The sequence below is a fragment of the Lysinibacillus sp. FSL M8-0337 genome (assembly GCF_038593855.1).
GTDB lineage: Bacteria > Bacillota > Bacilli > Bacillales_A > Planococcaceae > Lysinibacillus > Lysinibacillus sphaericus_D.
This window is the reverse complement of the sequence record NZ_CP151996.1, coordinates 2,217,712-2,230,622: the sequence shown is the minus strand read 5'-3', so window position 1 is coordinate 2,230,622 and position 12,911 is coordinate 2,217,712. Positions and strand designations below refer to the sequence as shown.

The 12,911-nt window shown below is 39.2% G+C and carries 12 protein-coding genes; 10 read left to right on the top strand and 2 right to left on the bottom strand.

The window, feature by feature from the left end:
- Positions 1 to 32 precede the first annotated feature (32 nt).
- The 7 genes from MKY08_RS10580 to MKY08_RS10550 all read left to right on the top strand — a co-directional run bounded on the left by MKY08_RS10580 (position 33) and on the right by MKY08_RS10550 (position 7,378).
- Positions 33 to 455, top strand: coding sequence for a MaoC/PaaZ C-terminal domain-containing protein (locus MKY08_RS10580; RefSeq protein ID WP_069512599.1), 423 nt, complete (start codon positions 33 to 35; stop codon positions 453 to 455).
- Between the two features lie 20 nt (positions 456 to 475).
- Positions 476 to 1,639 (top strand): thiolase, encoded by a 1,164-nt coding sequence (locus MKY08_RS10575; protein WP_069512600.1) that lies wholly within the window; start codon positions 476 to 478, stop codon positions 1,637 to 1,639.
- An 11-nt stretch (positions 1,640 to 1,650) separates the two neighbouring features.
- The gene (locus MKY08_RS10570) at positions 1,651 to 2,064 is read left to right on the top strand and encodes an OB-fold domain-containing protein (protein WP_069512601.1); all 414 of its coding nucleotides are present in this window, start codon (positions 1,651 to 1,653) and stop codon (positions 2,062 to 2,064) included.
- 35 nt (positions 2,065 to 2,099) lie between these two features.
- On the top strand, positions 2,100 to 3,296 hold the full coding sequence (locus MKY08_RS10565) for an acyl-CoA dehydrogenase family protein (RefSeq protein ID WP_069512602.1): 1,197 nt from the start codon (positions 2,100 to 2,102) through the stop codon (positions 3,294 to 3,296).
- A 19-nt stretch (positions 3,297 to 3,315) separates the two neighbouring features.
- Positions 3,316 to 4,452 (top strand): acyl-CoA dehydrogenase family protein, encoded by a 1,137-nt coding sequence (locus MKY08_RS10560; protein ID WP_069512603.1) that lies wholly within the window; start codon positions 3,316 to 3,318, stop codon positions 4,450 to 4,452.
- 105 nt (positions 4,453 to 4,557) lie between these two features.
- The gene (locus MKY08_RS10555) at positions 4,558 to 6,027 is read left to right on the top strand and encodes an aldehyde dehydrogenase family protein (RefSeq protein WP_069512787.1); all 1,470 of its coding nucleotides are present in this window, start codon (positions 4,558 to 4,560) and stop codon (positions 6,025 to 6,027) included.
- Positions 6,028 to 6,097: 70 nt separating this feature from the next.
- Positions 6,098 to 7,378, top strand: a complete 1,281-nt coding sequence (locus MKY08_RS10550; protein ID WP_069512604.1) for an MFS transporter — start codon at positions 6,098 to 6,100, stop codon at positions 7,376 to 7,378.
- 415 nt (positions 7,379 to 7,793) lie between these two features.
- Here MKY08_RS10550 and MKY08_RS10545 read toward each other — a convergent pair whose 3' ends face one another.
- Both MKY08_RS10545 and MKY08_RS10540 read right to left on the bottom strand, forming a co-directional pair.
- Positions 7,794 to 8,009 carry a gamma-type small acid-soluble spore protein gene (locus tag MKY08_RS10545; RefSeq protein WP_024361713.1) on the bottom strand — a complete coding sequence of 72 codons (216 nt, stop codon included), beginning with the start codon at positions 8,007 to 8,009 and terminating at the stop codon, positions 7,794 to 7,796.
- Positions 8,010 to 8,066: 57 nt separating this feature from the next.
- Positions 8,067 to 8,834, bottom strand: a complete 768-nt coding sequence (locus MKY08_RS10540; protein WP_069512605.1) for a class I SAM-dependent methyltransferase — start codon at positions 8,832 to 8,834, stop codon at positions 8,067 to 8,069.
- A gap of 326 nt (positions 8,835 to 9,160) precedes the next feature.
- Here MKY08_RS10540 and MKY08_RS10535 point away from each other — a divergent pair, with 326 nt between their 5' ends.
- The 3 genes from MKY08_RS10535 to hemL all read left to right on the top strand — a co-directional run bounded on the left by MKY08_RS10535 (position 9,161) and on the right by hemL (position 12,855).
- On the top strand, positions 9,161 to 9,685 hold the full coding sequence (locus MKY08_RS10535; protein ID WP_069512606.1) for a pyridoxamine 5'-phosphate oxidase family protein: 525 nt from the start codon (positions 9,161 to 9,163) through the stop codon (positions 9,683 to 9,685).
- Between the two features lie 481 nt (positions 9,686 to 10,166).
- On the top strand, positions 10,167 to 11,384 hold the full coding sequence (locus MKY08_RS10530) for a benzoate/H(+) symporter BenE family transporter (protein WP_081327988.1): 1,218 nt from the start codon (positions 10,167 to 10,169) through the stop codon (positions 11,382 to 11,384).
- A 178-nt stretch (positions 11,385 to 11,562) separates the two neighbouring features.
- Positions 11,563 to 12,855 (top strand): glutamate-1-semialdehyde 2,1-aminomutase, encoded by a 1,293-nt coding sequence (gene hemL / locus MKY08_RS10525; protein WP_176723214.1) that lies wholly within the window; start codon positions 11,563 to 11,565, stop codon positions 12,853 to 12,855.
- Positions 12,856 to 12,911: the final 56 nt, after the last annotated feature.

Below are 12,911 nucleotides of genomic sequence, written 5' to 3'. Positions count from 1 at the left end.
AACTTTCACTCGATAACTAAGGGGGAAATATCATGCTTCAATTCAAAGAATTACAACAAGGACAAAAGCTGGAACCACTTGTAAAGCCTGCTGTTACAAAAGTTCAGCTTGTCAAGTATGCGGGTGCATCAGGGGATTTTAATCCTTTACATACGGATGATGCATTTGCTCAAAGTATTGGAATGCCTGGCGTGATTGCACATGGAATGCTTGTCATGGGCTTTCTTGGTCAATACGTTATGGAACTTGCTGGTACATCTGCTACGCTCACGAATTTTAACATGCGTTTTGGTGCGATGACGAGACCTGGTGATGAAATTACCTGCTTGGCTAGCGTTAAAAAAATTTACCAAGAACAAGCAAAACAATTCGTTGATTTGGATTTGTATGCAGAGAAAGCACCAGGGAAAATTGTAGGGTTTGGTGAAGCGACATTACAACTGATTGAACTATAGGAAACAAGGAGGTTGGCAATATGGCTACTATTAAAGATCGCTATGCCATTGTGGGGGTAGGCGAAAGTGAACGTTCAAAAAATTCTGGTACAACACCTTTACATTTAGCATTAGACGCTGCACGAGCTGCATTAAAAGATGCAGGTTTAGAAGCGCGAGAAATTGATGGTTTTATGAGCTACTCGGAAAATGATTCTTGTACGTCCCATCAATTAGCAACCTATTTAGGAGTACGACCAAAATATGTAAAAGATATTATGGGCGGCGGCAGCAGTACAGAGATGTTAATTGCGGATGCCATTGGCTTAATTGAAACAGGTCAGGTCAATACCGTTTTAATCTATCGTGCGATGAATGGTCGTTCTGGCGTTCGTATGGGCGGCGGTGGCTGGGATGTCAATATGCTACAAGGTGCGATGGATGGCGGAAGCTTTTTTATTCCGTATGGAGCTGGTGGACCAGGGCAATGGTTCGGTTTATTTGCCACACGTCATATGCAACAAACTGGCATTACACAAGAACATTTAGGGCATGTCTGTGTAAGCTTTTATGAACATGCTCAACGCAATCCGAAAGCGTTCTTCTATGGGAAACCTTTATCAATGGAAGAGTATTTAAAAACACCTCATTTAAGCTATCCATTCACGAAACATGATTTTTGCCTAGAATCAGATGAAGCCAATGCGATTATCGTCACATCCGCTGAAAAAGCAAAGGATTGCAAGTCAAAACCTGTCTATATTATGGGCATTGAAGCGAGACGCACGGTATCACATGCGCATTATTGGACGAATTTAGATGAAGTGGCATCTGACTTTGTAGCGCCTTCTCTTTATAAAAAAGCTGGGGTGACACCACAAGATATTCAGGTCGCTTCAATTTATGATTGCTTTAGTTGGGTTGTATTACGGCAGTTAGAAGCATATGGCTTTGTAGCACGTGGCGAAGTAGGTGATTTCGTTGCCAGTGGCAACCTAAAAATGGGAGGGAAGCTACCAACGAATACAGCAGGCGGCATGCTTTCAGAAGGCTATACACATGGTATGAACAATGTGCTGGAAATTGTTCGTCAAATTCGTCATGACTATCAAGGAACAGATAGACAGGTGAAAAATTGTGAAATCGGTATTTGTACTGGTTGGTCTGGTCCTGATATTGCAGGGGCAATGATTTTAAGAAACTAGGAGGGAAAGTCATGTATCAAAAACCAATTCCACTGAAAACACAAGATAATCAACCATATTGGGATGCGGCGGATCGTCATGCGTTAATGCTACAAAAATGTGCAACATGCAATGCCTATAACCACCCGCCAGGTCCAGCTTGTGCAAAATGCGGGTCCACTGCACTGAACTGGGAAAGCCAAGGTTGTCATATTACAGGAACAATTTATTCCTATGTAGTGTCCTATAGACCTTTCCTGCCGGGCTTTCAAGACGATTTGCCGACGATTATTGCGGTCGTACAGTTAGACCATTTACAAGCGGTTAAGATAATCGGCAATGTGCTAGATTGTCCACCAGAGGTAATAAAAATCGGCATGCCTGTGAAAATGATATGGCAAGATATTACGGAAGATCGTGCGCTTCCTCAATGGATACAAGCTTAAGTAAATCTTAGATATTCATAGAAAGGGATGATTCGATGGATTTTTCATTTACGGAAAAGGAAGAACAATTTCGTCAAGAGTTAAGAACGTGGTTGGCAGCGAACTTACCTGATGGATGGTTGCAAGGAAATGTACAGCTAGATAAAGAATCGAAAGCATACGAGTTATTTTTACGAGATTGGCAAAAGAAACTGTATGAAGGTGGTTGGGCTGCTATTGCCTGGCCTAAAGAATACGGTGGCCGCAATGCGACATTGATGGAAGAAATTGTTTATCAACAAGAAATGGTACGGGTGAAAGCGCCACCGTTAATTAATTATGTGGGGCTCCATATGGTTGCGCCGACTTTAATGCAAATCGGTTCACAACAACAAAAAGACAAATACATTGAAAAGATTATTACGGGGGAAGAAGTTTGGTGCCAAGGCTATTCAGAGCCAAATGCAGGTTCAGATGTAGCCGCTATTCAAACAACTGCTGTAAAAGATGGGGATCGTTGGATTATTAATGGGCAAAAGGTTTGGACGAGTTTCGGTCACGTGGCGGATCGTTGCTTTTTAATTACAAGAACGAGCCGATTGGAGAAAAAACATAAAGGCATTACGGTGTTTTTGTTAGATATGCATCAACCAGGGGTAGAAACGCGACCAATTGTTTCAATGGATGGTCAAAAAGATTTTAATGAAGTGTATTTAAATGATGCAGTCGCTTACGATGCCGAAATTATCGGTCAAGTAGATGAAGGCTGGAACGTTATCATTGCACTCTTGATGCATGAAAGAACGGGAATTGGTGGTCAAGTATTTACGTTAGAACAACAATTTCATGATTTAGTGGCATTAGCGAAGGACTTAAATGATGATGATGAGCCACTGATCAAAAATCCATTTATTCGAAAAACAATGGTGGACTTGTATACTCGTTCTCGTGGTTCCCTGTTAAATTATTATCGTAATTTAACGAAGCAATTAAAAAATGGTCATCCTGGTGCAGAAAGCTCGATGGATAAGCTGCTTGTAAGTGAATTGACGAAAGAACTGTTTGCTCAAGCCATTTCGATGCAAGGTCATCACGGCATCTTATGGAAAGAAAATGCATTGATTGATCGCTCCTATTGGCAGGACAATTATTTATACTCTTTCGGTCAGACGATTGGTGGGGGCACAAGTGAAATACAAAAGAATACCATTGCTGAAAGAATACTAGGTTTACCAAAGGATATGGGTCGATAATATTGCGGGGGTGGCTAATATGGATTTTTCGTTAAATCAAGAACAAGAAATGTTTCGAAGTTATGTACGCAAATATTTAGATGATGTCGGTCAAACAAAAGTGGCACGTGAGTTTACCGAAGGCAACACTAGTTCATTTCAGAAGCTGTATGCTGGCTTAGCTGAGCTAGGCTGTACGAGTGTCAATGTGTCTGAAGCGTATGGCGGTATGGGGCTAGGTCAGTTAGATTTAGTGCCTATTCTAGAAGAGACGGGTCGCGCATTGCTACCAGGGTTATTTTTAGAAACAAACGCTTTAGTTGTACCATTATTGGAGCAATTCGGTACAGCGCAGCAAAAAGCGAAATACTTATCAGCAATTGCGAGTGGCGACCATACGTTTACAGTGGCATGGTTGGAGCCTGGCGGTAACTACAAGCCTTCTAATGTGCAAGTACATGGCTCATTAGAAGGAGACGTTCTTACGTTAAATGGGGAGAAAACGTTAGTGCCTGATGCAGAGCTAGCAAATAGCTTGCTTGTTCTAGTGCGAACGGCAGAAGGGCAAGACAAGCAAGGAATATCGCTTGTAATCGTTGATTGTGATGAGGCGTCTATGCAAATACAATGCCAAAAAAATATGGATGAAACACGGTTGCTTGCAGAAGTGACGTTTCATAATGTGCAAGTATCCAGTCAGCAAATTGTGGGCACTGTTCATCAAGGATGGGACGCATTGCAAGAAAGTCTATTATCATTTAATGCAGCGCTTTGTTCTACTATTGTTGGCAGTGTAGAAAAAATTGTAGAAACGGCAGTTGAATATGCCACGATTCGGGAGCAGTTTAACCAACCAATCGGCAGATTTCAAGCGATTAAACATCGCTTAGTCGATATGAAAATGGATTTAGAAACAGCTCGTTCATTAGCTTATTATGCAAACTGGGCAATAGAAAGTAATGCGGAAGATAAAGTTGAAGCGGTTTCAAGTGCGCGCTTATTTGCAACGGAAGCATTTATAAAAGTTGCATCTCAAAGCATTCAAATTCATGGTGGCATCGGCTTTACAGAAGAAATTGATTGTCATCTTTATGTGAAAAGAGCGCGTTTCTATGAAAATTACCTTGGCAGTACACAGCAATATTATGAGCAGACAGCAGTGGCATTAGGTTGGTAGCATCAAACCGATTTTCTTGCGTTTTAACCGTTAGCAACGGCATCGTTTTCCTAATGGAAAGGAAGTCATCTTGTATTTGAAAGGGTGGGAAAAACATTGAAAACAATGAATACTTTGAAAGACTATCAAAATGTCATTAATGGGAAAGTCATTCCATCATCTTCAGGTAATAAAATGGATAGCTATAATCCAGCAACAGGTAAGGTTTGGGCGACCATTCCTTGTAGCACGGTTGAAGATGTAGACGCGACAGTGCATGCCGCTCGAACAGCCCTGCCAGATTGGTCAGCTCTTCCTGCTAGTGAAAGAGCCGATTATTTACGACGTATTGGTGATGCCATTGCCCAATATGGAGATGAATTGGCTGAACTGGAAACAAAAGATAATGGCTGGGTAATACGAGAAACGAAGTACGGACTTATGCCGGTACTCGCAAATATGTGGTATGATGCGGCCGCTGCTGCTATTCATGTAGGGAGTAAAGGGGAAACCGTGCAACTTGGGCCGAATACAATAGGGTTTACAATACGGGAACCTTTTGGCGTTGTCGTCGGCATTATTCCTTGGAATTCAGCTTTATGGACATTTACGGTGAAAGCCGCGGCTGCCCTTGCAGGTGGAAACACGGTTATTATTAAACCATCGGAGTTGGCAGCAGCAGCCCCGCTTCGCTACGGTGAAATTCTTCAAAGTATCTTACCTCCAGGCGTCTTAAATGTTATTTCGGGTACAGGTGCGGAAGTAGGCGATGCGCTTGTACGACATCCAAACGTGAACAAAGTGAGTTTAACAGGATCGGGAAGAACGGCGCAGGCAATCGCGCAGTCCACTGCACAAAACCCTAAGTCGATGGTTTTAGAATTAGGTGGGAAGTCACCTAATATTGTTTTCGAGGATGCAGATTTAGCGAAAGCAGCCAATGGTGTCACGGTCAATGGGATTTTCACCGGTAATGCAGGGCAACTTTGCGTTGGCGGTTCTCGGATTTTAATTCAACGTTCTATTTTAAATCAAATGATTGCTTTGATGAAAGAGGAAATCGCTACGCATATTCAGTTGGGCGATACCTTAAACATGCAAACACCTATGGGACCCGTTGCCAATGAGATGCAATATAAAAAAGTTTGTTCGTATATTGAGCTTGGGCAACAAGAAGGCGGAGAAATCCTTATTGGTGGACGCTTCGGAGGTGCTAACTTATTACCAGGTCAAGATACATTGGCGGAAGGCTATTGGATTGAACCGACCTTAATCAAAGTAGAGGGTAATAACTTACATGTATGCCAAGAAGAAATTTTCGGACCCGTTGCCGTGGTAATCCCATTTGATACGGAAGAAGAAGCACTGGCGATTGCAAATGATACAGAATACGGATTAGGAGCTGGTATTTGGACATCCGATTTAAATCGTGCACATCGCATGATTCGCGCAATCGAATCAGGCAATGTTTGGGTCAATACGTACCGAATCGTTGGCACAGAATTACCATTTGGCGGTCAAAAAGCGAGCGGTTTTGGGACAGACTCTGTACGCGAATTTACACGAGAAAAAACGTGTTATATCCAAATTGGCTAGTATGGGGCAAACCAAAAATAGGTAAGGAAATATAATCCGTAGAACAAGAAAAATGGAAATGGGGACGAGTATGCCACAAAGGAATAACGGTCTATTTTATGGCTGGTATATTGTTTTAACGAGCTTCTTGATTATGTTTTCGGCATTTTCGATTGTCAATTCTCTACACAGTTTATTTCTTGTACCGGTAACAACAGAATTAGGCTTAACGAGGACAACGTTTTCAATTGTTCTATCAGTAGGTGGTCTAGGTGTCGCCATCGCTTCTCCCTTTATGGGCAAGCTACTTGCAAAAGGCAATATGAAGTTAATCATGTCTGTCTGTGTCATTCTAGCAGGGTGCGGCTTTATGTTATATTCTCTCGCACAATCGGCTGTCTATTTTGGCGTCATTGCCTTTTGTATCGGAATATGTGTTGCTGGATTTTCGAATATTCCTATTTCCATCATGCTAACGAATTGGTTTTATGAGAAAAAAGGGCTAGCTATGGGATTAGCATTTGCAGGTTCAGGCATTGGAACAGCTGCACTTAGCCCAATTTTAACCATGTTCATTTCAAATTATGGCTGGAGAACAACTTATATTATTGCTGGGGTGCTAATTATAGTGATTTCACTGCCATTGATCTTATTTTTCACAAAGAAAAGTCCTGCTGAAAAAGGGACGATTGCGCTTGGGACCAATCGTGTAGAAATCACACAAGCAAATACTGAACAATCCGGTGTAACGTTAGCACAGGCAAAGAGATCGGGCATGTTTTGGTTATTTATTTTCGGTGTTATCTGCTTTGCACTTGTTGCAGGTGGCGTACAAATGCATATCCCCGCATATTTAATGGATATTGGTCATCCAGCGCTATTTGCAGGTACAATTTTCGGACTTTTATCTTTATCCAATACGGTTGGCAAGCTTATTCTTGGTGCTATTTTTGATAAGTTTAGAACAACCGGAGGCATTCTTTTTGTAGGTAGTTGTATGACGATAGCGATGGTATCACTGTTGCTGGCTAACGCTAAGAGTTTTGCGTTCGTCTTTGCTATCGCTTACGGCTTCAGTATTGTTATTGCGACAATCGGCCCTCCATTTATGACAGATGATTTATTCGGCAAAAAAGATTTTGGAGCTATTTTCGGTGTTGTCCAAATATTCTTCGTAGCAACGAGTTCACTTGGTGTTATCGTTTCTGGTCTTATCTATGATCTTACACAAAGTTACAAAGTGGCGTGGTTCATATTTTTAGGCTTATTTATACTAAGCATGCTTTGTATTTTAATAGCAAATAGCATGAAAAAGAAAAAGCACTCAACTGTTGAAGAGATTGCTATGGAAGAAAGTATGGAAGGTATTTGATAACGGTCAATTCTAATGAAGAGAGATGCCTCCATTTGTTCCAAGGAGAAGCTCTCTTTTTATTGTGCATGTCTTTCTTACAGAGGAGCAACTTTGAGCTTTCTAAAAAAAGAAATATCGAACTATATTTATATAAACATTCATTAAAGTTCGTCTTTCAAACTAAGAAATGCGTTTTGTTCAGCGACTGGACAATTGGGTGATGCACTAAAACACGAACATTTAAAAGAATTGACTCATTTAGGTATGTAGGAAAGACAGATAATTCTACTCGTTATAGACTTCGGTAGAAAAAATTGCTGGAATTAATGCAAGAAGCGGTGGTAGCCGAGTAATAACAATTCGTTTATTCATTCAAAAAAAGAGTTCGGGAATAGAAAAACCGGCAAAAAAGATTGCCGGTTAGAGATGATGATTATTTTGAATTGTTTTCGTTTGCAAAACGACCAGAAGCAAATTTTTTGTTTGCTTCTGCTTGTTGGATTTGTTGTTTAATTTGATTTATGTCCATTTCATTTCCAAATTCTACATCCATTGCATTCGCTGAACCAGAAGCTTGTAATTTGTTCGCTTCTGCTTGTTGAATTTGCTGTTTTACTTGATTAACATCAGTTTTATTTTGATTGTTCATTAAAAATCACCTCCTGACATTAGTTTGTACAGAAGGTGATAATCTATCCTTTATTTTTTAGATACTTACATTTTGGTGATTATTCTTCAATATTTTTTTGGCTCTTATAATTAAAAACGAAGGTCGCCGAAATTCTTTGTTTAAATTTGGTAAATTACTTACTGCATCTTTAGTTGGTATTGGCTCCACCATTTTTTCGATTTGTAAGCCATGTTCAATCAGCGTATTTATAATAGTTGATAGTGTACGGTGATACTTCACAACATTGTCAACTAACCAATGTTGCGTACGTAAGCCTTCCAACTGATAATTATCTATTGCAAAATATAGTAAGTTTCCTTCTGCAGTGGTTATCCAATTGTCTTTTCCCATATTAGCACTTACAATTGGATGCTCTATTGAAAATAACAAAATTCCACCTTCACATAATGCGGTACTGATTTTCTTTATAAGTAACTGAAAGTCTGCAATATAGTGAAAAGCTAAAGAACTACTTATAAAATCAATGGTTCCCTCGGGCACTTTCATCTCTTCAAATGCAACCTGTTCAAACAATAGATTGTCATAAACATGATGTGTTTTTGCATGTGCAATCATATTGGAAGAAATATCAATTCCTGTAACGTATTTTGCACCGAGCTCAAGACAATAAACGGCAAAATCTCCTACACCACATCCGATATCTAATACGATTTTATTTTTAAGTGTCGGTAGTAATGTCAAAAAATTGGGTTGTTCCAGTAAAATATTATAATTATGTTCTCGTGCTCGTATTTCTTGATATTTTCTAAAGAACGTATTGTTATCATATATATTCTGTTTCATTTTACCCTTCTATTCATCACAACGTTATGAAGTATTTGCGCAACCTCATTATCACACGCACTATCTAAAATAAATAGACTTATATTTCATTTTTTGTTAGGATGTAGATAGAGGCATGTCTTCTTTACTAAATCTATAAAAACATATGGAAAGTCAGAAATCCCCATTGATTTCTGACTTTTTTTATTACCTTATCCAATGGATAGTTGTTGCAATGACCTTCTACATTCTTAAAATTGGATTGTTTAATCACTATAATTTTGGACGTTTTTATTCCATCCAAACGTTGATAAGATTACACAATACTACAAATAGGAGGGATATCAATGGTTGAGGTACGTTACAAAGTAAGAGAAGTATTAGATCAAAACAAAATTAATGTATTTTTGAAGCAAGCTCGAATTGGGTATTTAGGAATGGCTGACGGTCATTTGCCTTATGTTGTTCCACTTAACTTTGTTTGGACAAATGGGATGCTCTATTTCCACGGAGCTACTGGCGGAAGACGCAATCAAGTTATGGATGAAAATCAGGAAGTCTGCTTTACAGTATGCGAAGAATATGGAACGATTACTAATCCAGTGCCCGCAAAGACGGACACTGCGTATATGAGCGTCATCGTTTTTGGGAAGGCTCAACCCATCGACGATTTGGATGAAGCTACACATATGTTGCAAGAGATGCTGAATAAATATGTGCCTGGTTATTATAATCGTCCTTTATCCGAGCAACATGTGGACAAATATCGTTCAGCTGTTTTCGGTGGCCCAGTTCAAGTTTATCGGATTAATCCACAACAAATGACCGCGAAAGAAAATCCAATTGAAATAGGGCAAATGTTTAAAATATAAAAATATGTTTCATACACTATGGTAAATTTATTTAAACACCACTTCCTATATCACATAGGTAAGTGGTGTTTTTGATTTAACTAAAACGAGTAGTGCAATTCATAGAATTTAATAATCCAAGGTAGTGAATTATCAACATTTATGGACTGGTGAAAATTGTGTTTTTGGATGTTTTTTTACAGTCCGTTATTCGTTATGCTAAGAGCATTCATTTTAATAAAACAAATAAAAAGGGGGGCATAGCAATGCAGTATCTAACTGAACAATGATCTCTATTTGAAACATTACATAATAAAAGGTCAAATGATGACATTGGTAAGTCTGATACACAAATAATAGCAAATCCCCGATGTATGGAATGGACATTCTGACAGGTAAGAATCACTGGAGTTTTCAAATTTGGTTTTAAAGAATGAATGCTATTTTTATGAGTAGAGAGAAAGTGTTTGACCACTATTGGAATGAAAGGTAGGGAAAGTGTATGAATACAACATCCGTTTCACTGCGTTTGCGTGATTTGCTATCACCCACCATAGCTGCTTTTATATCTGTGTTAGTAAACTATGGAGGTACTTTTATCTTGGTGTTTCAGGCTGCCAAGGTTGCTGGCCTGAGTCCTGAAATGACTGCTTCATGGATATGGTCGATTTCCATCGGTGTGGGAGTAACTGGTATTTGGTTAAGTTATCGATACCGCGAACCGATTATTACAGCTTGGTCAACACCAGGTGTGGCATTTCTTGTTTCCGCTTTGGCGGTCACTTCTTATCCTGAAGCAATTGGCGCATATATCATTTCTGCTGTAGCATTTGTTTTTTTAGGATTATCTGGAATGTTCGAACGTTTTGTCCAGCTTATTCCACCAGGCATCGCTTCAGGACTTTTGGCAGGTATTTTATTGCAGTTTGGTATTTCGGCCTTTGGTGGTGCGAAAGTTGATCCTTTACTTGTAATTGTCCTATTTACTGCGTATATCCTATTAAGACGATTTACATCTCGCTATGCAATTGTCGGTATCTTAGTAATTGGATTGATTTATTTGATAAGTATGGGCAAGGTAGATTTCAGCAATGTCGAATTGGTCATTGCTTCTCCAGTATTTGTTGTTCCAGAGTTTTCTCTTCATGCCTTATTAGGCGTTGCTTTGCCGCTTTTTATTATTACCTTGACGGGACAATATATGCCAGGAATGTTAGTGTTGCGAAATGATGGATTTAAAACGAGTGCGAATCCGATTTTAATTGTAACTGGATTGGGTTCGCTCCTAACAGCACCATTTGGATCACATGCGTTTAACATTGCCGCAATTACAGCCGCAATTTGTACTGGAAAAGACGCTCATGAGGATTCAACGAAACGCTATATTGCAGGTATTGTCTGTGGTATTTTTTATATAATTGTTGGAATTTTTGGGGTAACGTTGGCTGCATTGTTTTTAATTCTTCCTGCAACGTTTATTGCCACATTAGCTGGATTAGCATTGCTCGGTACAATTGGTAGTAGCCTTGCTAATGCTTTAACAAATCCGAACGGACGCGAAATTGCACTCATTACTTTTTTGGCAACTGCCGCAAATGTTACATTACTTGGCGTAGGAGGGGCATTTTGGGGGCTTGTAGCTGGTTTAGGAGCACATTTATTAATTAATGTTCAATTTCTTAAAAAACCACAAAATATGAATGGGGCACCACAAAAATAGTTTCAAGTGAAAACTATGTACATGTAACGTGACATGTTTTAAAAAGCAAAATAATGGAGTCTTGTTTGTAGAAAAAAGGGGACAGTTGTTACAGAGATGTTTAAATAGAAACGAATCAATTGATCCTCTAGATGAGCATATAGCTAATAGTTTTCTAATATGAAAGGTGGTTTTTAAAATCAATACACAGCAATCAACAGAAGCCTTCGAAATAGCAAAACAACTAATGCCTGGTGGTGTAAACAGTCCAGTAAGAGCATTTCAATCCGTTGGTATTGATCCGATTTTTATTAGTCATGGAATCGGATCAAAAATATATGATATTGATGGGAATAGGTATATAGATTATATCCTTTCCTGGGGCCCATTAATTCATGGACATGCAGATAAGGATGTTGCTAGTGCATTACTGGAAGCAATAAAAAAGGGGACCAGTTTTGGATTGCCCACTTTGCAAGAAAATAAGCTAGCACAATTAATCACTACTCGAATTCCGTCCATAGAGAAGATTAGAATGGTTAACTCTGGTACAGAGGCAACAATGAGTGCTATTCGGCTAGCTAGAGGTTTTACAGGCAAAAATATAATTGTTAAATTTGAAGGAAACTATCATGGACACAGTGATCATCTATTAGTAAAAGCTGGTTCAGGAATAGCAACATTAGGTCTTCCTGATTGTCCAGGTGTACCGTTAGAAATTACAAAAAACACGATATCCGTTCCGTATAACAATATTGAAGCACTTAGTAGTGTATTTCATACATATGGTTCAGAAATTGCAGCGGTAATAGTAGAACCATTTGCAGGTAATATGGCAGGCATACCTGCTGACCCCGAATTTCTACAGACAATACGTTTGTTCACTTCAAAATATGGAGCGCTATTTATTCTTGATGAGGTAATGACTGGTTTTCGCATTGCTTATCACTCTGCTCAAGGGCTTTATAACATTCAGCCTGACTTAACGTGCTTAGGGAAGATAATCGGTGGAGGCATGCCCGTTGGCGCATATGGCGGCAGAAAAGAAATTATGAACCTGATTGCACCGGAAGGCAATATTTATCAAGCTGGTACTTTATCGGGTAATCCAATCGCGATGGTAGCAGGATATACTACAATAAATAAATTAACCTATGATAGTTACAACTATATTGAAGAGCTATCAGATCGACTTATTCAAGGATTATCAACAGTTGCCAGTAAATCCAATATATCGCTGATGACAACTAAAGCTGGAACAATGATTGGCTTGTCCTTTACAGATAAACCTTTACAAAATTTTGATGATGCGCGCAAAATAGATTCAGAGATGTTTCGTCATTTCTATGTTGAAATGCTGAAACAAGGGATACTTTTACCCCCTTCACAATATGAAAGCATCTTTTTATCGACTGCCCATTCCATACATGATATTGATCAAACGATTAATGCTGCAGATATAGCTTTCCAACGAATGTCAGCGTTTCTTTAGAAAGTGGAATATGGGGGCGTTATCACATGTATAATCATGATGAACTGTATGAATGT